The organism is Bacillus sp. FJAT-27225, from assembly GCF_001685025.1.
Classification (GTDB): Bacteria; Bacillota; Bacilli; order Bacillales; family Cytobacillaceae; genus Bacillus_D.
Map to the genome: position 1 here is coordinate 679717 of NZ_MAYU01000021.1, position 22766 is coordinate 702482.

A 22766-nucleotide genomic window follows, 5' to 3' on the forward strand; every position below is an offset into this window, starting at 1 on the left:
TGAAAAGTGAAAAGTGAAATCTGAGAAGTGAAGTTTTAATAAAAATGGATGATTACCAGTATTAAACTCAAATGAATGACTGTTTTTAGAAACCGGTTAACAAAAACCCCAGAAAAGAAGTCTACTCGATTGAAGGTGAGAACTGAGAAGTGAAGTTCGAGTAAAATTGGACGATTGCCAGTATTAAACTCTAATTTATTGATCTGTTTAGAAACCGGTTAACAAGAGCGTCAAAAAAATATTCAAGCTTGTTACCGCTTTCATGAATTAAGTTTATCGCTAGAGTTTCGAATAGTCAATAAGAACTATGGAAATTTTGTCTATTTTTTTCTAAGTTTTAGATTTTTTGTCGAAAAGGATAGATCCTAGAAGAAAATAGACTACCTTGCCTTCGGTTTGAGTATCGACTTCTATATAAATTAAACTTAAGTTTCGGCCCTCCGCTTCAATCAATAAATTTTCGACATTGCAGCAAGTCTTTAGTTAACTTAAATAGTAAAATTTCTTACACCTAAACTTCGAAGATAAATCTTTTATTAAGACGAAAGAAAGCATAACCCTTTTTGTGGTGTTATGCTTCTCTTAAAAAGCTATGAACGTCCGTGCAAGTGATGATGAGATGGGCTGTAAGTTCTTAGTTCGTTTGCTCAACTTGCGTTAAAACAGTACTAGCTTATAGCCCTCCACAGTGTGGAGAATTATTCTTATCACCCTCGGCGAAATCTCTGCCTTGTGCAACTGATTGGAGTCCATTAATTGTGTTGTTGATCTCTATAACCGATTCGTCTTGAACGTTGGTTTGGGTATCCCGATGTTTTTCTTTGTTGTCTTTCATTGTTTTTCCTCCAGCGTTTTTTGTAGTTTTCTCTTTGAGGAATATGCTTATTCATTTAAAGAAAATGGGACGGTTCTCTACGCTATCATTAAAACGCGTGAGAACCGCCCCTATTGCTTTATTCTTCAACAAAAATTCATTATTCTGTTCCTCGAGGACAATCCATATAAATAACACCTTACCTAACCAGGCAACGGTCTGCCAACCGATAGATGGCTAATTTTTATTCACCAAATTTATACTTTTGTACTCCATTTGTTTTGCTTCCTCTAACTGTTGCTGGTGAGTTATGCAATGAACCTTCTCCAACCACAAACGGCTCATCTGATTTTTCTCCTCCTCGTATAAATACATCCTTAAGCCCTTCTGAAGATAAATCAATAAATGCTCCTGGTGCAACTAATTTCCCATTGCCAGTCACTTTTAGATTCTCTTCAGTAACTGCGCCTGCACCGCTAGGTTTGTTCGCTACATAGCAATAATGGGCAGATGTTGCTGCTGCAAATGAAAAGGTAAACACTGAGGATAAAAATACCACGCGGATTAATCCTTTCGGCTTTTTAATCATTCCCTTTTCCCCCACAATCGTATTTTTTGAAGAACGTCTGTGTTCTTCTGTAAGAAATATATACTGCGTATTAAACATTAATTCCAACATTATATTTATTAAGCAGAACTGAACTTTTTTACATTTCCTTTAAAATATTTAATTGCTTTAGGTTTTTCTCTGGCTAGTAATGTAAATTTCGACTTGTGAATTTACAAGAACAGACCCGGTTCGCCCACATTACAGTTTTTGTAAATTATTGAGGAAAAAAAGCTTGTACCGTCTTAATATTCAGAATACTATTTGATAGTAGTAATCAAATTTTGGGGGGATAATGTTTGAAGAAGCTTTGGAAAACCAGTTTAACATCCGTACTGCTTGCCGGAACTGTTTTTGCCAGTTCCGCCGGGGCCTATGTTCCGAAGGATTCGGTTCAGCCTAAAGCTGCCGCCTCCAGTTCTTTTGCCAAAAGCACACTTGATTTGGCAATTGTAAACGACGAAAAGTTGATCGAGTCCTTCATTAAAAGAGGCCTACTCTCAAAAGATGCCAGTGATGCAGAAAAACAGCGGTTCCTCAAGAATTACCTGCAAGTGAAGGGTAAAGCAACAGCATCAAAAGGCAGTGATCCTTTAGCTGCGAAAGTGAAAAAGGCAGAGGCCACCAAGCAGAAGAAATTTAAAGGATTCAACAACGGGCTTTTGAATGGTTCCGGTGAGAAGAAGGGTCATCTGAAAGGCAACCCTGATCCGGTGAAGGAAACCAAATATACAGGGACAGCCCGAAAAGACAAGGTGCTTGTACTAAACGTAGAGTATTCTGATTTTACCCATAACAATATTAAACCGGGAGAAACGGACAATTACTATAAAGACTATACTCTTGGACACTATGAAGATATGATTTTCGGCGAAAACGGGGTCAAAGGGCCAAATGGCGAAAACCTCGTTTCCATGAAGCAATTTTACGAACAGCAGTCAGGCGGTACCTATTCAGTTGATGGAAAAGCGTATGGCTGGCTGAAAGTACCGGGAACGGCGGCATTTTACGGGGCGGATGCGAAAAACGGGCATGACAATGTGAGCCCCGGGGGGTCTAAGCAGCTGGTAAGGGATACGCTTGTTGCCGCAATAGCTGCCGGGGTACCGCTTCAGGATTATGACTTTGAAGATCCACATGATCTCAATGGGGACGGAAACCTCCTTGAGAAAGACGGCCTTGTCGACCATTTGATGATTATCCATTCCGGAATGGGACAGGAAGCGGGCGGAGGATCGCTTGGCGACAATGCGATCTGGTCGCATCGTTCCGCAAGTTTCTATGATCCGGATGGTTTAGGCAAAGGTCTTCCCGGATTTTACGACTACACCATGATGCCTGAAGACGGAGCTGTAGGTGTATTCGCCCACGAGTACGGCCATGACCTTGGCCTTCCTGATGAATACGATACGATTTATTCAGGAACCGGTGAAGCGGTTGCCTACTGGTCGATCATGGCGAGCGGTTCATGGGCCGGCAAAATTCCAGGAGCAGAGCCGACTGGGTTTTCTCCTTTTGCGAAGGAATACTTCCAAAGTTACCTTGGTGGCAACTGGTCGAATGATATGGTTGAGTTGGACTTGGAAGATGTGAGCGCAAAAGGAACTCAGTTTATTTTGGACCAGGGCAATTCACCTAATGGCAAAAATCCGAACATGGTGAAAGTCAACCTTCCTCAAAAGTCTATTTTCGTTAACAAACCAGCGAATGGCGAGTATGAGTATTGGGGCGGCCAGGCTGATGAAATGGATACCAATATGGTGACTAAGGTTAACCTGACAGGAAAAACATCTGCCGCCCTTACTTTTGACACCTGGTATGATATTGAAGAGCAATGGGATTTTGCTTTTGTCCAGGTTTCCGAAGATAACGGTAAAACGTGGAAATCAATAGGAAACAACAACACACGTTCCGACGCTACATCTCAAGCATACCCGACCATCCTGGATTCACTGCCTGGTTTCACCGGTAACTCCAATGGCTGGAAGCCTGAGACATTTGATTTAACTTCCTATGCAGGAAAAGATATTCAGCTACGTTTCCGCTATGCTACCGACTGGGCAACCTCTCAGGAAGGTTTCTATGTTGACAACATTAAAGTGGTTGCCGACGGCCAGACACTTGTTGATGATGGTGCCGAGAGCAACTCTCCGTTTACCTTGAATGGATTTAAGAAATCAAATGGGTATAAGTATGGGGACCACTACTATCTCCTTGAATGGCGTAACCATAAAGGCGTTGATGAAGGTCTGGCCCATATCAAACGCGGCAATTCAATAATGAGCTATGATGGCGGGCTGGTTGTCTGGTATGTAGACCCGACCTTTACGGATAACTGGACCGGCATCCATGCTGGTGAAGGATTCTTAGGTGTCGTCGATTCTCATCCGGCAACAAACCTGTTGTGGAATATTGTCGGAAATGATCCGGTCCAGGCATCAACCCGTTTCCATATCGCCGATGCGGCATTTGGACTGAATCCGACATCCGGCCTGGACATATTGTATCCGAATGTTCAATCGCTGAACCTGTCTCCACAGGAAAGAGTCACCTTGTTCGACGACAGCAATTCGTACGAAAATCCATTCATGGATGATGCCGGCCGCAAGCTCGGCAAATACGGCCTGAAAATCCGTGTAAATGGCCAGGCTGTTGACAAATCGACAGGTGGAATCGTTATCTACAAATAAGAAGAGCGCCCCATTGCAATCCTTTACTGCAATGGGGCTTTTATTTTGCTACGATAACGCCAGCCGGCATCCATTTTACATGAAACAGACTGGCAGGTTTCATGAATGGCGAACTTTGTTCGCAAAAAATCCTAAAGCCATTAAGCTTTAGGATTTTTTGATATGATTACTGCTGAGGTCAGACTCAGGAATGTAGTTTTCTTGGGACCAACAATCGCTAATCTTCAACAGAAGTATCCAGAGTTATTGCCATTTCTCCCATCCTTGTCTCCCGCCACTCCAAACGTTCCTTCTCTTCAATTTGCTTTTCAAGCGTTTCATCCCAGCGTCCCAACCAAGTATTCCAGACACGTGCGTAAAATGTATCCTGCTCTTTGTTATAAATCTGAAATTCCAGGCATGGGATGTGTTCGGCTTTCTGCTGGTCGAAGCGATTTACAGCGGTAACGACTGTTTGAAAACCGTCTTCCTCCTCGCCGTTTTCCATCTCGGAAAGAACGGGCAAGATTTTCTCGTCATCAATTTGACTCTGATGATCAGCATAGCGATAAAGAGGCAGTTCTTCATCCGTTTCAGACAAAGGGTCTTTCATCTCTGGCCAGACCTCATCATGGAAAGGACTATATGAAAGCAGTGCCGTCTCTTCTTCCTGTTCCTCTTCCATGATTCCAGTTTTCAGCTGTCCATGCCCTTTCGGTGTTAAAATGTACGTTCCTTTTTCAAGTGTGATCAAGCCCATCCGCTGCATTTTTTTCAGTAAGTCTTCAATGAACAGCTCCTCGACGAGCAGCAGCTCGGATAAATTGGCTGCGCGGCGGATTTGGGTCTGCTCCAAGGTGAGCAGTATCATTTTCATAAGAATGTCCATTTTCGATCGCTTTACACGACTGAACGCAACCGAATACGTAATCACCGGGATATACCAGACCAACGCCTTCTTTATTTGCACAGCTGAATTTTTTAGTAATTCAACACGCAATTTCTTTTTTAATTTATCCAAGCAGACTCACCTCTTCAAGGGCTCGCAGTCCATTATGGTTTTTAACAGACTCGAAAACGTGGGTATACATTTCTCTCGCCCCAGAATGTTTTGTTCGTTCAGTGAACATCGTTGTACTGCCAATCATAACAAGCAGCTCTCTTGCCCTTGACAACGCGACATTTAGCCTGCGGTAGTCTTTGGCAAAACCGATATCATCCTGCTTGTTATCGTGATTGCGCACCATGCTCAGCAAAATCACATCCATCTCCATGCCCTGGAATCTATCAACTGTCCCGGTGCGAATCGTTAAGTGAGGTAAGTGCAATTCCTGTTGAAGAAGGCGGTCAATTCGTTTCACTTGCTCTCCGTAAAAACTGATTACACCAATGCTTTTCTTCTCATCCGGTTCCATTCTTCCTGCCTGCTTCGCTTCAGCTGTCGCTTGATTCAATTCAATCAGCAGCTCTCCAATCCTCTTCAGTTCAGCGGGGTTATACAGGCTTTTGCCGCCTTGCATTCTTTCTTCAAAAAAAGCAGGCTCATTCGGCATATCGAGCCAAAGAAGATGATTGTTGCGTTGAATGAGCGGGGATTCAAGCTTGTGGTCCCGGACCGAATCGGAGTCGATCAAGCCGCATTGAAGCCGCTCGTTTTCCTGCATGTAAAAAGGCGTAATGGTTTCCATAATGGTTTCATGCATCCGGTATTGAATCGCGAGCATCGTTTTATTGCTTTTCGGCAGATTTTTAAACAAGCGCTCAAACAGCGACTCCTGCAACAGCTTCTTCAGTTCAGTAATTCCTTCAAAGTCTTCATTTTCTTTCATCATTTCCTGGAGTGTTTCCTCAAGCGTATCGTTCCCCAAAAGAGGCGGCAGCTGATGATGATCCCCGACGAGAATGATTTTCTTCCCTTTTAGCATCGGCAAAAGGAGTTCCGGTGGCGTAGCTTTTGACACCTCATCAATGATCACAACATCAAATTCCGGATAGTTTTCGATAAAGTCCTTGCGGGCCGATGCCACACATGTCGTTCCAATCACATTGGCATGCTTCACATAAAGCTTGCGGATTTCATTCAAGTCATGGTCCGTTGCTTCCTCAAGCAACGATCGCCACATTCCCTGAACCGACTGGAACAACGGAAGCCGCTTCTTTTCCTGTTTCAACGACTCACGTTTAAAAGAAATACTTGCAAGCTTCTTTAATACCTCTTCATGCTCCAGTTCCGGCTTGGAGGATATGATTTCATTTAATGGAATGAGTTCAGCTTCTCTTTCGTTGAGGATACTGGAGAGTGTTGCAAGACGGTCTCCATTTTCGGTATGTTTCTTCTCTATTTCCTGGAGCTGAAGAGCTTCTTGCTCCCGTTTCTGGCGATTCATTTCAAGCCGATGCCTAGTCTGCTCAACCTGGTCTATTTTGTTCTTCAGTTCAAGCGCTTGGGCTTCTTTTTCAAAAAGCAATTCCTTCGCATTCGGTATCAATTCGGCGGACTCCATCATTTCCTTTTGCTTCGTTTGTAAAAAAGAAACTTTGGCGTCCTGCTCCTCCATCTGTCTCTGATACTTGTGGTAATACTGTTTATATTCATCCTGGACAGGCTTAAGCTGGCCTATCAACTCCTGCTTCAACAGCAGAAGTGCTTCCTGGGCCATTCGTTTATCCGCATCATTCAATTTTAACTTATGCGCCTTAAGCCAAATATACTGTCTTCTGCCATATAACCCTTCAAGGAACCGTACAAGTCGATGAATTGTAGATTTACCCTTTAATTCACTTCTCAGCTGAGTTAAAAATTGATCAATTTCATTGCCAGTCGTCGGCAGTGGGGACGTGTTTTTCAATGGTTCGTACTGGTTCCCCAAAAGCTGTTCAAGATATCCGATCGCAGCTTGTAGTTTCTCGTTATATTTCTGGAGCTTATCAAGTTGGTTCTTTCTCTCACGAAGATGTTCGAGCTTTGCGATAGATGACTCGATTTGCAATGAACGAGTAAAGTTTTGTTCGAGCATGATCCATTTTAGAGAGTCGATTTTCTTGGCCGCGGCGATTCTATTTACCAGGGCAACTTTCTTTTCTGAAGCTTCTCTCCATTTCTCGCATTCGGCAGTGCTTTTATCGATCGCCAATTTCACTTCCTGTATCTCGTTTTCAAGCTCCAGAAGTGCCACACTTTTTTTGAGACCCACAATTTCTTGCTGGATGACTTCTAACTCGGATAGAATTTTATCAACGTCAGGCTCTTCAGCAAGAAATCTTTCATCATTTTCAATAGACTCCTTCAACGAATGAAGCGACTGTTCGATTTTCTGCAAAAGCTGCTGAATCGTTTGCCGTTCTTGCTCAGCAGTACGTATCTCTTTTTTATACTGATCAATAACCGACTGAATTTCGGCAGCCTTCTCCTGGGCTTTCTTTTTTGCTTCGAGCTCAGCCACGACTCGAACTAGCTTCTGCTGGAGTTGCTCATGTTCCTGTTCATTCGCCGTCCATTCCGTTTCGATTTCCTTCTCGCGCAGCTTTCGTGTTTCAACTCCAGTAGAAACTTCCTTAAACGTGTGGTCTTTCCAATACTGGCCGACATTTTCCTCAATGAACTTCTTGCCTTCTTCTTCAATACTTTCGGTACGGCCGACACGGAGAATTCGGATATCCTTATTTGCAAGCAAACGACCAAGGGCATTGTCGACCGCCAAATTCGATTGTGACGCCACAAGAGTACGCAGCCCTGCCTTGGCATTCTGCAGGCAAATTTCCGAAATAACGGTTGTCTTTCCTGTTCCGGGCGGCCCTTGGATAACGTATAAGTCTTCAACAGACATAGCTCCAGTTACAGCTGCCTTCTGGAACTCATTCAGACGGTTGTGGAACTGCAGCTCAACCTTCTTTTTCACCGCTTTAACTGGCGGCTTGTTCTCAAATAAGAGGCGTTCTAGTTCAGGATTGGCTGCCAGGCCGTTTTCCAATTGCTTGAATCCTTGGCGAAGCCTCTTCACCTGGCTTAAGGTCGCAAAATTACTAAAAATCACTTCTCGAGGATGCTGGTCAAGCCGTTGGCTGCGGGCCTGTTCTTCCAAATATGCGGGCAATTCGACTTCAACAGTGGAGGCCGCGCGATTCGCTTTCAGGACTTTGCCGATATCCTGGCAGCTTCCCTTCAGCTTGACGCTCATATCCTTGAGTGACTTCCATTCCTTTTCGCCCATCTGGCAGCCAGTTATTTTCACCCGGCTAAAATCAGCATTGAAAATTAGCGCAGAATAGCGGGAGGTAATATCAGGAATGTCCGCGGACTGCTCCTGAATTTTCAAATAGCCTTCCCAGCTTCCAATCCGCTTCTTCACATACATCGAACTTTCCTGGGCAACCGGCATCGTGTGGATTAAATTCAGTAACTCAAACGGCAGTGGTGTTCCGCCTTGAGCATTCGAGTCAAACGCCAGATTTGCCGGACGCCGCCAATTGGAAGCCAGAGTGATATGTACTGGCCTTGTCGTCACATTCGTTACAACAAACCGGTCCGGCTTCACCAAACAATGCAGGACGATTATAAACTTTCTGTACTTGTCCGCAAGCGTTCCATTCTTCTCACGGTCAAAAAACAAGGCAGCCGAGACAAGCCCGTCTGCCGATTGAGGATATTTTTCTATATAAACATGAAAGGATTTTTCCAATAAAAAAAACGATCGCTCATCCAACCCAAGCTCTCGCATTTTATCCTTCACCTTATTGGTCAAAGTAATCGGACATCGATATGCAGTTTTTTGTGTTTTCATCATATGTCCACCTGCTTTACTTACACATCCAAAAAATTTAACAACTTAGCAATTATAGCACACTATCCTTCCTACACTCGTACCATTTTAAAGTAAAAATAAAAAGAATGTCCGGCTAACTAGGGCCAGTTTGTTTAAGGAAAAACGAAATAGGAAAGATAAATGTATATACTAGTTTCCTGTTGATTCAGAAACTGTTACAAAGGTAGTTCTTACCCTAATACTCGTTCCGGAAATCAAACTATGTTAGACTAAATGTTCGAAAAAAGAAATGAGGTATCCAATGTTTAAAAAAATCTTGAAACAAATTAAGCAACTTTCGCAAGGCAGCAGTGAGCGAAGACATCGCCATTATCGAAGAGGCAGCAGCAGTGAACGAGGCTTTTATCCTCGAGGAAGCAGCAGCAGCCGACGCTATAAACAATCTCCAATGAGTGGAAGCAGCTACTACAAACGGAGAGGTCGAAGCAGCAGTTAATCCCCCTTCCTATCATTTACTTTTTATTTGCTATAAGTGCAGCATGAAGATCGATTGAGATTTCACTACTATTTAAGTAAGGTTCTTTAATTTGCAGTAACCTCTTTAGCAAATTAACAGTTTCTTTTTCTAAAGAAAGTTCTTCCGTCCAAGGAAGAGCTTTTTTGTTTTTGGAAGAGTACGTCGTATAAAGCAAATATAATATTATTTCTCCTAAATCATAGTAGTCCTGTTGTTTCAGCTCCTGGATATTTTTTTGTTTGTTAGGAGAAGGATGGAATGGGTCAACAGCAGTTTCGTGCTTTGCCAAACCAAAATCAATTAAGAATAGTTCCTTGTCCTTTAGCAGGATGTTTGGAATACGTAAATCTTGATGATAAATATCTTTTTCGTGAAGATACTCGACTAATTCAAGCAAGTGAGTAAGAACCAGTAACGACTCTTCCTCATTAAAGGTCTTTTTATGAAAAAAAATCTGTTCTTCCAGGTTATCGCCTTCAATAAAGCTCATCACATAAAAGAACTGCCCGTTAGTTGAAAAGGCATCAAATAGCCTCGGCAAATTTTTATGGTTAACCATACGCAAAACAGAGATTTCATTTTCAAACATTGCCACCTCTTGTTTGTTGCGTCGCTTACTTGGACGAAGCTGTTTCACTACTATAGTCTTGTTTGTCTTTGTGTCTTCACACAGATAAACGATTCCATAGCTTCCAGCCCCTATTACGTTCAAAACTTCGTACTGTTCATTCAAAACTGTTCCTTTTTTAAAAGGTTTGTCCACAAAAAATTGATAAACTTTTCTAATTCTACGGAAAAATGATACGTTCATCTTCCCCTCTCCAGACTATTGTTGTGATTGATACCTATTTAGTTCTATTAATTAGCTCTATATATTGTGAATCCCCGTAGCCTACTTCCGGGAACTGATTAAATAGCTCTTTTAATAAGTCTTTTGTTGATATATCTTTATTTTTTTTGATAAAGTTCACTACTGCATTATCTTCATTTAGCATATCTAAATAAATGTTTATTGCCTGGGACATAACCGGATATAGTTCAGCTGATGGTTTCGTATGGTTAACCAACACTTCTTTATATACAGAGTCATAATGCCCTAATTGAAGTTCGGTATGAGTAACTTTAAATTCAGCATCCTCCCTGAAGCTATTTAAGAACACTTTCCCCTTATAGCCTGACTGTTCGAGATAGGAAAGCATGGTTAGAAGGTTCATGTGACAAAACATATCTTCACCGAACCATAAAACGATGCATTCATACTCTTTATCAAATAGATTGGCTAAAGGAGTAATAACCTTTTCGATATATCCCTCTTTTGGTTCATGATGGCCAGCCGCTCGTGTGTTTATAAACTCTTCATCAAAAGTATGTTCAGTAGTCGCGTTCACACACATTGCTTCATTAAAAGGAGCATAATCAGACTCTCCCATTAGTTTGTTAGCTTTAAACTCTTCAAACATCATTTGACCGTTCAAAATGTGCATTACCTCTATGTCGAACAACTCTCTCTGCGCATGATGTAACTTTTCAACCTCGCTAGAAATATTCATTTACTATCATTCTCCATTTTTATTAAGTAATTTTTACTGTATCTACGTTCACATCAGTACATTCGATTAAACATGGTAACACCTAATCTCTAACTTTCACTTTTTTGTATGTTTTTCTAAACTCTATTTTCTTGTTTATCTTCATATCGAAAAAAACCCCTTCCGAGATTTATTGAAGATTAAAGAACTTTTTTTAGAAAAGGAATATACGTCTGTGAACCAATGCCCCGATCCATTGTTCTATAAAGATATTTCACTTCATGTTCAAACTGGCTAAATACATCAAGTGCATCATAATAAATTCCCAAATCTAATACTTTCTCTCTATTAATATGGTATTCATATAAGATACCACTTATTTTAAATAGCAGCTTGAATTCATCCTCAGTAAAGGAATAATCAATGATTTCCCCTTCTTCGTCTCCCCTTGAAATAATCCTTTCCAGCTTTTCCTTCAACTCAGCCAAACCGCATTCCCCCAAAGTAAAAAGTAAAAAGAACTTGTAAAAAACCGAACCGTTAAACAGGAATCCTGTAATGTCTATTGGATCTATAGGTATTCATATTCCTTTAAATCACATAACTATCCTTACTTCGGATTCAGATAAGACACCAACTTACTATACAATTTTATCTAAATGCCATCACCATTGATTTTCTGAAACCCTGTATTTCATTTATCCTATCGTATAAAGAAGACGCCGTATTATTAGGAACTAATTGCATTCATTACTGATCTTAATTAAACACAGTTACCCAGGAGTTGTACGAACAGGCAAAGAAAAAAAGCACAAAAAAACTTGGCATTATACCAAGTTAGGGGTGCTCTTATGCTTATTTTTAAGTATTCGTTCTGTAATAAATCCGACGATAAAACCAATTATAATAGGAACAGTCGAAAATCCAGCTTCAAAAGTTACACCTTCGGATGGATTCTCTAAATGAAAATTCCAACTTAAAAGTAAAATATTAAATACGTTTCCGATTGTATATAACACAACCATTGACAATATTGACGCTAACAAAGGAAACCAAAATAACTTCTTTTTCACGGATGGCACCTCCCTTTCCTTCATTTTACTATCAAAACCATAAATGTCAATTTTTTCCGATTATATAAGAACTATTGGTTGACTTTTATTTATCGTATCCTACTATTGTTCATATGTAGCGGACAGCTTACTCGGCAAAGGTGAACCGTTCCCCCTTAGCGGACTTCATCAATTGATTTGGCAACAGTGTGGGCGATTGGTTTCCATTCGACGTCTTTAAATAGGGCAACGATGGAAATCGGTATGTAGGTGAACATAAAGATTGGAAAGGTAAACAAGTAGGCGATTTTTTTCAAAGCCGGTGTATGGATTTTCTTCCATTCTGTTATTGTCGTGATCAAGCCTATAACAAAGATGATTCCATACGACCATCCAATCGATTGTAGAAGTTGAATTGTCATTGTCTCAACAATCTCATTACCTTCAATCAATCCAAGTAGGGTTGCCAAATAGACGAATCCGTTTACTAGAATACTAAAGCCTGTCACGACGACGACCAGCATAATCGTCATAGCCATATCGTAGTAGGAGAGTCTGTTTTGTTTCTCCTGAAAAACCTTGCTAATCAGCTTCCCTCCATATTTAGCAAAGACCTGATAAAATCCCTTTGCCCAACGCATTCGCTGATGCCAGGATTGTTCAAAGGTTATTGGCTGTTCGTCAAAGAAAATCGCATCTCTGCAATAGCCGATCTTCTCCCCTTTAAGAATTTGAGCAACTGAGAACTCAATGTCTTCAGTGAGAAGATGATACGTCCAACCTCCATTTTCCTTCATCAACCCCGCATTCACAAGGAAGCCTGTGCCAGAAACAGCACAGCTTGAATTGAGCACCATCCTTGGCAGGTTCAGGTATTCAGCCTCGTGCAGGAACCAAAGAGCATAGCCTGAAGAAATCCAATTCTGGCCAAAGTTCTTTGAATTGCGATAACTGGTGACGATCCGATATCCCTCGTTGAAGGTTTTATTCATTTCCGCAACATAATTTTCACTCAGGAGATTATCTGCATCAAACACAAAATATCCATCGTATTCATTGGCAGAGTACTCACTTTGAATGACTTTTATCATATAATCTAGTGCGTATCCCTTCCCAACCTGCACCTTATTGAAGCGCTCTCTGACAATCGCTCCAGCTTGCCTTGCCAATTGGGCTGTATTGTCGGTGCAGTTATCTGCTACAACAAATATATCAAGCAATTCTTCTGGATATTTCTGATCTTTAATACTGCTAATCAGCTGTCCAATCACAAGCTCTTCATTTCGGGCTGCAATAATAACTGCAAATTTGTGGAGATGCGTATCCTCCACCGCTCGCCTAGAAGTTTTCTTCGCTTTGAATGCAACCAGCATGTAGACGAGATGATACGAATACAACAAAGTGAATAAAAGAAACAAGGTTAAATTGAAATAATTGACGAACTCGACGATGGACAAATCCAAATTCATACCTCCACGGCTATACCTTTATTTTTTCAACAACTGTAAAGCAGGGTTTTTATATGTATTAAAACTTGGAGCTTTGTAAAAAATTAATATTCATTTATTTTTATCCTTCTAATTTAAAAGGATATAGCACGAATACAAACATCCCATTAACATCTGGTAAATCGTTAGTAAATGTTTGTTAAATTTTGTTTTTTATAAAACCAGGCTGCTGTCCACAGGAGTGGCCCTCTTTTGGCTCACTCATTTTTTTTACAAAAATAAAAAGGCGCGGGTTGAGCCACCTCTTTGTCTCATCACAACACCTTAACATTTTTAAATTTAGTAAAAGACTTATAACGATAGTTGAGAATACCGGAGTTTACCGTCGACTCTCTCAATTTAACTAGTATATCGACAAACAGTTACAAGTTTCTGTAATATAGAGAAAAAAGTATCTACCATAGATAAGGAGTGAAAGCCCATGTCCGATTGTTATCCGCTCTTTGGCAAACATTTCGATACTACTGAATATAATTCAGATAAATTATTAGATTTATTCCTTAATAGTACAGTTGACGGTGTTGCAATAGTGGACATGGAAGGCCGCTTCTTACGAGTGAATCCTAAGTATTCATCGATCTTTGGGTACAGTAAAAATGAACTATTGGGGCGTAACTATGAAGAATTCAGTAATTTGGAAAAGGTTAGAGACTTTGTAGAACAAGTTAAAGCTGGGAAAACCTTCTCAAACTTGAACGTCCAATATAATCATAAAAATGGAAAAATCCTTGATATTGCGGTCTCTTATTCTCCGTTTCGAAACACTGCGGGAGAAATCATTGCGATGATCGGTATTTTCCGGGATATAACCCAGCAAAAGAATTTAGAAAGGGAATTGAAGGAGAGCCGGGAACTTTACAAGCTTATTGCAGAAAATACTACTGACTTAATTAATATTGTTTCTAATACTAAAGAAAGGACGATCATTTACGCGTCGCCCTCTCATGAAAAGATTTTTGGGCTGTCTCCTTCTACTATTATCGGAAGAAGTTTATCGGAATTTATTTCAAAAAAAGAATCAAAAATGTTAAAGAGAAAAATAGTTCAGTGGAAAAATACTCGCGATCCAATCCTTTTTGTAAGGGAAATAAAATCTAAAGAAGGTGAAACACTTTTCTTTGAATATAATATCTCACCTATTTTCAATGAGTCAGGTGATATCGGTTCGTACTTGTCAGTTGCTCGTAATATTACCGAACGAGTTAAAAATGAATCTACTATTCGCAATTTGGACAGGCTCTCAATCACTGGCCAGCTGGCAGCGGGTATAGCCCATGAAATCAGGAACCCTCTTACCGCCTTGAAAGGTTTTTCAAAACTGCTCTCCAAAAACACAGACATAGAGAAACAAGGTCAGTATCTTGACATTATCCGAGGCGAACTCGACCGGATTGATATGATTGTCAATGAATTCATGTCGCTGGCTAAACCGCAGGCTGCACAATACGTTAAGGCAGGACTCCTATCAATCATTGAAAGTACGATAAGCATTCTGCAGCCGCAGGCTCTTCTTCACAATGTCCAGATAAAGACAATACTCCCTACTAGGGATATTGAACTTCTTTGCAGTCCGAACCAGCTTAAGCAGGTTTTTGTTAATTTCTTAAAAAACGCAATAGAGGCAATGCCGGACGGAGGCAATGTTTATATAAAGGTAGAGCATCTAAATCCCTCGTTGGTCCAGATAACATTCACAGATGAAGGCATAGGGATTGCTCCGGAGATTATTGGCTATCTTGGCACTCCATTTTATACAACAAAGGATAAAGGAATTGGGCTCGGTCTGACAGTAAGCAATAAAATTATTCAGGAACACAACGGAAAGATGGAAATTGAAAGTCAGGCTGGTATTGGAACAACCATTCGCATCGAACTGGAATGCCTGGTCACTTAAGACAGCCGGGGGATTTTAAAAAAAGCTTGGTAATACATCAATTCAAAATCCATAAGGTCAAATAAAGATAGCTGCCCCTCTAGGCAGCTATTTTTAATATCTAAATAAAGTCACAAATTCTTTCTACCTCAAATAATTCACGCCTATACCAACATCCAATTAAAAAGCGGCGCCATGGTCCTCCAACCAACCATTCGTCCCAGTAAAAGTCTATCGCTCTATGCCTTAAGTATCTTTCAATCCACATACTGAGAACATCATGAATATGGACATAAAAAGAGCCTGCAGGAAATCTCCAGCAAGCTCAAAATTATTAATAGTAAACTTTAATCTTCACCGTCTTGACTCCCCACTGGAGAGCTTTGTTCTTGTCAGAGATGAAAACATCAATTTTGTTTCCGCGCATTGCCGATCCCCTGTCACCCGCGATGGCTTCGCCGTATCCTGGCACATATACTTTTGAACCAAGAGGGATCAGTTTAGGATCAACCGAAATGACTTTTGCGTTCGGGTTCTTTTTCAGGTTGATGCCTGTAGAGGTAATGCCGCTGCAGCCTTTGCAGCTTGCAGTGTAGGCAGTTGCCTTAACGGTGATTTCTTTATATCTCTTTTGTGCCGGTGCTTTATTGGCAACTGGCTTTTTGGCAACCGGTTTTGCTGCAGCTTTTTTAGCCGGTGTCGCATTCGCCGTGCCTGTTAATTTTAAAACCTGATTTGGATGGATTTTGTCTGACTTTAAATTGTTCCATGATTTTAGATGCTGGACGGTTACTTTATTCTTTTTAGAAATGCCCCAAAGGGTGTCACCTTTTTGAACCTTATATGTATTTCCAGCGGCTAAAGAAGCATTCGAAAAACTGAAAAGCACTACAATGGCAGTTACAAAACTTAGAATCGTCTTTTTCAAGTTCTAATCTCCTTTACTTTTTAGCTAGGAACATAATACCAACTCAATGTAACACCCACATTACAGAAGGAAACTATTTCTATTACAAAGAAATGGAGATTATTTCAAGACTGTAATATTTTAAGAGTAAAAGACTAGTAGAGTTTAACTGTACTTTATTAAAATCTCTATGAATGCCAGTTTTCCATAGGCAGCTACTGCTGTATCTCCATTAACGACTGTGCACTTTACTATTTAGTCGCAAGGTCGTTGATTGACGACTGTACACTCTACTTTTTTACACGTAGGGTCGTTAAGAGCTATTGACGACTGTGCACTCTACTTTTTTACCTGCAGGGTCGTTAAGAACCTCTATTGACGACTGCGCACTCTACTTTTTTACCTGCAGGGTCGTTAAGAGCCTCTATTGTCCAACACCCATTCCATTTTCAACCCTTTTGTTCCATTCCGTTCCCCCATTAATCCTGCACATACACTAAATAAAGGCAGTTTTCTTGTATGCAAGAGAGACTTCCTTTTGTTGTTATCCTATCATCATTCGCTTTGAGTCCTGGCGGCACCGATAAGATTTCCAGGTAGGATTCTGCTCACAGTCAAACAATCATTTAGCTATGTTAAATAATAGTGTTGCTAAATGATCATAAAAAAAGGACCCGTTCAGCAGGTCCTTTTTTTCTATCAGTTCATTAAAAACAGACTTGCAAGCTGCCACACTGAAATCGCAAGTGGAATGATGGAAAGGAGTTTTAACCACCTTTTTTTCGTTGCAAAACCAATCAATAACATAAGTAATCCTATTATAAGAACCACAATAATTGATAAAAACGTCATACTTCTTTCCTCCCCATAATTTAAGTTCTAAATGGGTATTTTTTTAAAACTGCTTAAAACAGTCCCAACAGTTTTTTTCTGGGCATAATGGGTTCAAAGACATGGACATCCTTGTTGGCAACAAGAAGTTCACTGTTTTCAAGGAACATCGTATAATAGTCGGTTCCGAATACCCATTTTACTTCATCAAGCGCTTCTTTGAGTAAGAAGGATCGGGATGTTGTGTTGTGGGCATCAGTGGCAATAAAATGGGTAAGGTTGGCTCTAATCAGTTGATGAGAGAATTTTTGAATATTGCGCCCAAACGTACCTTTTACACTTCCTGCAGTAATTTGAGCCAAAGCTCCCTGTTTAACAAATTCATATAGTCTGAGAGGGTTCCGAATCAATTCCCCGTTTCGCTCGGGATGGACGATAATCGGTACATAACCGGCTATAAGAAGTTCAAAAAGGATTTGTTCGGAATATTGAGGTACATGGCCAGTTGGAAACTCGACAAAGAGGTATTTAGAATGATTTAAGGTCAATAGCTCCTTGTTTTTTAACTCTTTTACGATATCGCCATTTAGCCGTATTTCCTGGCCAGGCAGCAGGGTTAGCGGAATTTGTAGGTCTTTCAGTAGTTTATTGAAAATCGAGACATGGAGTTTAATAGTTTCAGGGGTATTTTCATATCTTCCGTTTTTATGATGAGGCGTTGCAATCATAGTTTTTATTCCATTTTCAACAGCAGCGTTCGCCATTGCGATTGCATCTTCTTCCGTCTTTGCCCCATCATCCAAACCGGGAAGAATATGTGAATGGATATCAATCATTGGACTCACATCCTTATGAAGAGACTCAAATTTAACTACTGTTGCGAAGCTTTAACATTTCGAACCCTTTCCCCAACTGCTTTTCCATAAGTTTCAAAGAACAATTTCTTCCATTTGATAATCATGCTTCTCTTCCTTTTCATCGATTATTTCCAACGCGATCTCATCCATGTTCCTGCTCCTGAACCCATATGTTTTTTGCAAAAACAGAAAATGCTCCAAAATAGTCTTCAAGAATGCCAGATTTCCGGTAATATTTTTTCCAAAATCGTGAGGGTGCCACCAGAGGTGATAAACCTTTCCATGTTGTGCAGCGTAGGTCATGTCACTGAGGATTCGTTTTAATCGCAAGCCTTCAAGCCACTTCAACCTTTCCGAGCATCTTGCTAAATACCTGCTTGAGGGAATATTGAGCGGCAAATCTTTAGAAGCATGTGTAGGCAGATCAAATGCCTGGTGGCCAAAAATATTCAAATATCGGTCGAGCAGGCGCAAGGCTCTCTTTACATATCTTTTTCGCTCAGTAGATTGTAAACGATAAACCCAACTTTCCTCATTCCCCCGGTACGACCTCAGCCCCTGCCGCTTACATTCCCGCAAATATTTTTCGTTTACTTGATTACGAGGAAATACGATCGAATTGTTTTGCCGGCCGGTTTGCAGACTAGTCGTGTGGTTGGCCATATATAAATCTGCTGCAAACTGTTCCAACTTTTGCCCCTCTTCGAGACAGTAGTAATGGGAAAATGTATGGGTCGCAATCTCTTGGTTTGGAGTTGAGGAAATTCGTTCAATTAAATAAGGAGCAAAGAATAGTTCCCGGTCTTTTTCAGTGATTGGATTACGGTCCATGTAATGATAAGAAGAAAATTTCTCATTGTTATAGGTTGGTTTCTGTTGTGGAATGGCATATTTTAGCTCTTCCAGGTTTTCAAAATAAATCATGCCGACAATTGCCCACGTCGCATGAATCCCATAGTCGGAGAACATGTCCAATAGCGAAAGAACTACATCATGCGCCCCTCGGACATTTTTCTCGTATTGTTCTCTTGTATACACATCATGAACTCCCCAAAACAGTTCAAAATCGAGGGAAATAATAAACGTACCTGTGGTATTACGTTCCATACTAAAACAGCTCCTTTAATCCCAACCTCAATCTTTACTAGTTCATGCTTCATCAACCAGACACCATTATGTTCCGCCAGGGTATAAACTTTTTCCTATGGCCAGAGCATTCTTACAGTCCATGCATTACCTTAGGCTTTTTCAACCGATTTCCCCTTTAGAAGAAAAAGCTTTTTTATACACTGCCTCATAATAACAAAGAGCGATTAGAACCCAAAAGTGTCTCCAGTGGAGAGCATCAACAACTAAAATATTCACCAGATTACCTGCCAATGAACAGAGGAGAACTAACGATAAATTAAAATCCTTTCGATCATGTAATAGCGTATCTTTGAATAATATGCAGGCCAATAACAGAAAGACCATTAATAACGATAAACTAGCGACCCATCCATATTCGGCAAATAATCTTAAATAAGTATTATGAGTGTCCATGTAATAAATGGATGTGATTTCACCTGGTCCGATTCCAAAAGGATGGTTTTCGGCAACGTTTATAGTAAATAAGTTAGCGTCAAACCTCTCGGTGTCATACGATTGGAGTGTTGTTCTTTCCTTTAACAGTCCCATAAATTGTCCTGTTAAGTCCGGGAATAGATAAGGAACTGACACTAACACAGAAAAAGGAATGGCGATAATCGTAATGAGAAAACTAGGCTTCAACTGGCCCTTTAACAATTTAATAACACCGTAAAGAGCAATCGCGAAACCGAAATTGATCCATCCTGCACGCGACATCGCCAAAATAAGTGCACCTAGCATTAAAACAATGGAAAAAACTTTAAAAAATGTCGATTTGAACAATTTTGGAGATAAACTGTCCTCAATAACTAACAGGATCGCAATGACAATATATGGACTAAAGATATTGGGATCCTGAAAGAAAGCTTCCAAGCGGCTTCCGCCGTTCTGGCTTTTGCCAATTAGATACGCGATCATCCCAAATAAGCTATTCGCAATAGCTCCAAATACATATCCTTTTAAAAATAAAGCCATTTGCTTTTTATTTTTAATGATACATACGAGAAAAATGGCACTAAGAACGAGATAAACTGTGATCATGTGCCATGAAACTGCGTTCTGAAAATCTTTTGCAAAGAAGATTGAAAACGTGCCAAACAAGATAAAGAGAACAAGCATAAAAAAAAGAGTATTATTCAACATGTTTCGATTGAAGGGAATTCTTTTTACCAATAACAGAAAGATCATTAAGCAAAACATGATTTCATACGGGGATGGATCATATAGTTGGAAACCGGTACTAAAGGCAAACAGGAAAAGCAAGTACTCCCATTTTAAAAGAAACAGGATGACCAGCCCTGCTGAGCCGGCCATTAAAACTATGATAACTGCATACATATTTTGAATGGCCAGATTAACTAGTGATGTGAGGGTGAGAGCCATACTTCCAATTAGGAAAGACAACAGACTAATAAGAATCGATTTTGACAGATAGTTTTTCAATGGGTACATGATTTCAACTCCGTTATGAGGACATCCTTTACCATATGTCTGGGTGTGGTTACCTTTGATAAACCTGTTCCAGCCTTTGAATCATATTCTTAATATGAAACCTTTCTTTAAAAAGCTGATAACTGTTTTTCTGGAGCCTTTTCATCTCGGTTTCATCATGAATCAATTTAGTTAACCAAACTGTTGCTTCCTCAGTGTTTCCAGGTGGATAGAGATATCCATTATACCCATGATCAACCAGTTCATTATTCCCCTCCACATTTGATGCTACAATTGGCTTCTTCATAGCCATCGCCTCTAGTATGGAGTAAGGCATTGCCTCATGCAGTGATGTTGACAGGTAGATATCAATCTCTTTTAGGAATAGGTCGATAGAACGAACAAACCCGCAATACTTAATTTGGGGAATATGCCTTATAGCTTCTAAAAACTGCTCTTTAAAAAATTCCCCCTCCCCTGCCCACCATACTTCAACATTAGGATTGCGGCTCACAATCAATTTGGCTATTTCAAGAAAAGATTCGGGATCCTTCGCCTGATCGAATCTCGCTAAAGTCCCAATTACGATTTTTCCATCTTTCTTGTCCGGTTCCTCTAAAGGTTCCTTTTCCTCGACTCCGTTATAAATTACTTCGCTCTTGTGAGTAGCAAAAACATCATAGCGAAGTCCGACAGCCTGCTCCCCCTCTGATACATTAATCGTATAATCTGTAATGTAGCCCAGATATTTTTCAATTAGGCCAAACACCTGTCTTTTTTGCTCCGTAACGTATGGGTATTGCATGATATAACCGTGCGGTGTATAAAAAATCTTCCTGGATTTATAAAAAAGTGCAGCCAGCCTGCCAGCACCCCCTGCCTTTGAGCTATGACAGTGAATAATTTCCGGTTGGAAATCTTTCATAATCCTGTTTAATTGAAGAATCGTCCTTAGATCTTGTAAAAGATTTATTTCTCTAACCAAAGTATCAATCGGGTAAAATGTAAACCGGTGTTTATTTTTATGTTCAAACTCCAGAAAAAGTTGATCCGCCCTCCTTTTCCCGTAAGCTATCGCAATTTCAAATTTCTCCTCCGAAAGATACTGTAAAATATCGATAATATGTTTCCGGACGCCCCCACTCAAGGTTTCACAAATAAGTAGTACTTTTCTTTTCATCATCAATCCTCAACTTCTTTTTTTAATTAGTAGGCACCTTTTTTCGAAATCACAACAAATAAGGTCTGAATTAATATTTTTATATCCAAAAAGAAAGACCGGTGATAAACATAATAAAGTTCAAGATCTACTCTTTCCGGATAACCGACATCACTGCGGCCACACACTTGCCAGTAACCAGTCATTCCAGGTTTTACAGCCAGCAGCTCATGCCGTCTGTGCTTGTACTCTTTCAACTCTTCCTCGACAATTGGCCGGGGACCGACCAAGCTCATCTCCCCTTTTAAGACATTGATGAATTGAGGAAGCTCATCGAGGCTAAATTTTCGTAAAAAAGAACCTGCTTTCGTGATTCTCGGATCCTCATCCTGTTCGAGCTTGTAACTGTTTTGAATGTATTTTTGATATAAAACCTCATTTTGCTTTAGAATCTTATCGGCATTCACTACCATGGATCGGAACTTATAAATGTAAAAAAGCTTCCCATTTTTGCCATATCTTTGCTGTTTAAAAAATAATGGACCTTTGGATTCACCAAAGCAGTACATAAAACTAATAGCGAGAAATAGCGGGGAAGAAATAAGTAAACCTAAAATGGCTCCGATAATATCGATACTACGTTTTCCGAATGAATAAATTGGGGAGACTGTAACGTTTTCTAATACTGAAGCTGGTGTATTGGAAGGAGCGGATTTAATCTTGGAGGTTTCTGCATTCAACTGAAAACTCACCCACTGTCCTGAGTATTTTGCCCGATTAAACTATATGGTTTTACATCAAGGTCTTCTTTGTTGGACGTAAAGAACAATCTGTTTGCTTTTATATAATTTTCATCTTGACGGTTAGGTGAAAATCCTTGAATAGCATCGTGACCTTTTCTTCTGCACCATCGATACGGGTTACCTGCAGCCCGATTCCAGAAGAGCGGTGCCTGTAACAAAAACCATTTGCCTTAATCATCCGCATCCCCCCAATTTAGTTGCTAGGAACATTTGACCATTCCAGTTTATGAAGAAAATTTTCCCAATATGACAACATAACCCTAATCGATAAAAAAGCGACCTCAACAATAGCTGAAGTCACTGCATAGGTAAATGAAG

General features: G+C 40.2%; 18 protein-coding genes and 1 pseudogene. 2 read left to right on the plus strand and 17 right to left on the minus strand.

The window, feature by feature from the left end; genetic code table 11:
- Nucleotides 1-673: 673 nt before the first annotated feature.
- Entirely contained in the window at nt 674-835 is a 162-nt protein-coding gene (locus A8F94_RS25800) for a hypothetical protein (RefSeq protein ID WP_175384434.1), read from the minus strand.
- Between the two features lie 223 nt (nt 836-1058).
- Nucleotides 1059-1403: a hypothetical protein gene (locus A8F94_RS15180; RefSeq protein ID WP_066202099.1), complete on the minus strand. Its 345-nt coding sequence runs from the start codon at nt 1401-1403 to the stop codon at nt 1059-1061.
- Nucleotides 1404-1720: 317 nt separating this feature from the next.
- On the opposite strand from A8F94_RS15180, the gene A8F94_RS15185 reads away from it, so the two are divergent.
- Nucleotides 1721-4111 carry an immune inhibitor A domain-containing protein gene (locus tag A8F94_RS15185; RefSeq protein ID WP_066202101.1) on the plus strand — a complete coding sequence of 797 codons (2391 nt, stop codon included), beginning with the start codon at nt 1721-1723 and terminating at the stop codon, nt 4109-4111.
- A 217-nt stretch (nt 4112-4328) separates the two neighbouring features.
- On the opposite strand, the gene A8F94_RS15190 is transcribed toward A8F94_RS15185, so the two are convergent.
- The 7 genes and pseudogenes from A8F94_RS15190 to A8F94_RS15220 all read right to left on the minus strand — a co-directional run bounded on the left by A8F94_RS15190 (nt 4329) and on the right by A8F94_RS15220 (nt 13414).
- Nucleotides 4329-5111, minus strand: coding sequence for a hypothetical protein (locus A8F94_RS15190; protein ID WP_066202103.1), 783 nt, complete (start codon nt 5109-5111; stop codon nt 4329-4331).
- Entirely contained in the window at nt 5104-8871 is a 3768-nt protein-coding gene (locus A8F94_RS15195) for a DEAD/DEAH box helicase (protein WP_077247738.1), read from the minus strand. The genes A8F94_RS15190 and A8F94_RS15195 overlap by 8 nt, the downstream gene beginning before the upstream one ends.
- A 494-nt stretch (nt 8872-9365) precedes the next feature.
- Nucleotides 9366-10181 (minus strand): serine/threonine protein kinase, encoded by an 816-nt coding sequence (locus tag A8F94_RS15200; RefSeq protein ID WP_254660868.1) that lies wholly within the window; start codon nt 10179-10181, stop codon nt 9366-9368.
- 34 nt (nt 10182-10215) lie between these two features.
- Nucleotides 10216-10920: pseudogene (locus tag A8F94_RS15205) on the minus strand (AraC family transcriptional regulator); the annotation flags it as partial.
- Between the two features lie 179 nt (nt 10921-11099).
- Nucleotides 11100-11387, minus strand: a complete 288-nt coding sequence (locus A8F94_RS15210) for a hypothetical protein (RefSeq protein ID WP_066202109.1) — start codon at nt 11385-11387, stop codon at nt 11100-11102.
- Between the two features lie 339 nt (nt 11388-11726).
- The gene (locus tag A8F94_RS15215) at nt 11727-11972 is read right to left on the minus strand and encodes a hypothetical protein (protein ID WP_066202111.1); all 246 of its coding nucleotides are present in this window, start codon (nt 11970-11972) and stop codon (nt 11727-11729) included.
- Between the two features lie 155 nt (nt 11973-12127).
- Nucleotides 12128-13414: a glycosyltransferase family 2 protein gene (locus tag A8F94_RS15220; RefSeq protein ID WP_217490916.1), complete on the minus strand. Its 1287-nt coding sequence runs from the start codon at nt 13412-13414 to the stop codon at nt 12128-12130.
- Nucleotides 13415-13880: 466 nt separating this feature from the next.
- On the opposite strand from A8F94_RS15220, the gene A8F94_RS15225 reads away from it, so the two are divergent.
- Nucleotides 13881-15353, plus strand: coding sequence for a PAS domain-containing sensor histidine kinase (locus A8F94_RS15225; RefSeq protein ID WP_066202115.1), 1473 nt, complete (start codon nt 13881-13883; stop codon nt 15351-15353).
- Nucleotides 15354-15666: 313 nt separating this feature from the next.
- On the opposite strand, the gene A8F94_RS15230 is transcribed toward A8F94_RS15225, so the two are convergent.
- The 8 genes from A8F94_RS15230 to A8F94_RS25810 all read right to left on the minus strand — a co-directional run bounded on the left by A8F94_RS15230 (nt 15667) and on the right by A8F94_RS25810 (nt 22626).
- Complete coding sequence (locus tag A8F94_RS15230) at nt 15667-16260, minus strand: LysM peptidoglycan-binding domain-containing protein (protein WP_066202117.1); 594 nt, start codon at nt 16258-16260, stop codon at nt 15667-15669.
- 678 nt (nt 16261-16938) lie between these two features.
- Nucleotides 16939-17091, minus strand: coding sequence for a hypothetical protein (locus tag A8F94_RS25805; protein ID WP_175384435.1), 153 nt, complete (start codon nt 17089-17091; stop codon nt 16939-16941).
- A gap of 53 nt (nt 17092-17144) precedes the next feature.
- On the minus strand, nt 17145-17906 hold the full coding sequence (locus A8F94_RS15235) for a tyrosine-protein phosphatase (RefSeq protein ID WP_066202119.1): 762 nt from the start codon (nt 17904-17906) through the stop codon (nt 17145-17147).
- 93 nt (nt 17907-17999) lie between these two features.
- Nucleotides 18000-19034 carry a polysaccharide deacetylase family protein gene (locus A8F94_RS15240; RefSeq protein ID WP_066202120.1) on the minus strand — a complete coding sequence of 345 codons (1035 nt, stop codon included), beginning with the start codon at nt 19032-19034 and terminating at the stop codon, nt 18000-18002.
- Between the two features lie 141 nt (nt 19035-19175).
- Nucleotides 19176-20507: an O-antigen ligase family protein gene (locus A8F94_RS15245; RefSeq protein ID WP_066202123.1), complete on the minus strand. Its 1332-nt coding sequence runs from the start codon at nt 20505-20507 to the stop codon at nt 19176-19178.
- 49 nt (nt 20508-20556) lie between these two features.
- Nucleotides 20557-21666, minus strand: a complete 1110-nt coding sequence (locus A8F94_RS15250; RefSeq protein ID WP_066202126.1) for a glycosyltransferase family 4 protein — start codon at nt 21664-21666, stop codon at nt 20557-20559.
- Nucleotides 21667-21692: 26 nt separating this feature from the next.
- A complete protein-coding gene (locus A8F94_RS15255) occupies nt 21693-22364 on the minus strand; it encodes a sugar transferase (protein WP_175384445.1) in 672 nt (223 codons plus the stop codon).
- A gap of 121 nt (nt 22365-22485) precedes the next feature.
- Nucleotides 22486-22626 carry a hypothetical protein gene (locus A8F94_RS25810; protein WP_175384436.1) on the minus strand — a complete coding sequence of 47 codons (141 nt, stop codon included), beginning with the start codon at nt 22624-22626 and terminating at the stop codon, nt 22486-22488.
- Between the last annotated feature and the right edge of the window lie 140 nt (nt 22627-22766).

Bases quoted from the DNA above. Each gene is read 5' to 3' on its own strand.
- A8F94_RS15245 (WP_066202123.1), bottom strand. From the start codon at position 20,507: ATGTACCCATTGAAAAACTATCTGTCAAAATCGATTCTTATTAGTCTG.
- A8F94_RS25800 (WP_175384434.1), bottom strand. From the start codon at position 835: ATGAAAGACAACAAAGAAAAACATCGGGATACCCAAACCAACGTTCAA.
- A8F94_RS25805 (WP_175384435.1), bottom strand. From the start codon at position 17,091: ATGACGTTTTTATCAATTATTGTGGTTCTTATAATAGGATTACTTATG.
- A8F94_RS15195 (WP_077247738.1), bottom strand. From the start codon at position 8,871: ATGAAAACACAAAAAACTGCATATCGATGTCCGATTACTTTGACCAAT.
- A8F94_RS15240 (WP_066202120.1), bottom strand. From the start codon at position 19,034: ATGGAACGTAATACCACAGGTACGTTTATTATTTCCCTCGATTTTGAA.
- A8F94_RS15225 (WP_066202115.1), top strand. From the start codon at position 13,881: ATGTCCGATTGTTATCCGCTCTTTGGCAAACATTTCGATACTACTGAA.
- A8F94_RS15235 (WP_066202119.1), bottom strand. From the start codon at position 17,906: ATGATTGATATCCATTCACATATTCTTCCCGGTTTGGATGATGGGGCA.
- A8F94_RS15200 (WP_254660868.1), bottom strand. From the start codon at position 10,181: ATGAACGTATCATTTTTCCGTAGAATTAGAAAAGTTTATCAATTTTTT.
- A8F94_RS15250 (WP_066202126.1), bottom strand. From the start codon at position 21,666: ATGAAAAGAAAAGTACTACTTATTTGTGAAACCTTGAGTGGGGGCGTC.
- A8F94_RS25810 (WP_175384436.1), bottom strand. From the start codon at position 22,626: ATGATTAAGGCAAATGGTTTTTGTTACAGGCACCGCTCTTCTGGAATC.
- A8F94_RS15180 (WP_066202099.1), bottom strand. From the start codon at position 1,403: ATGATTAAAAAGCCGAAAGGATTAATCCGCGTGGTATTTTTATCCTCA.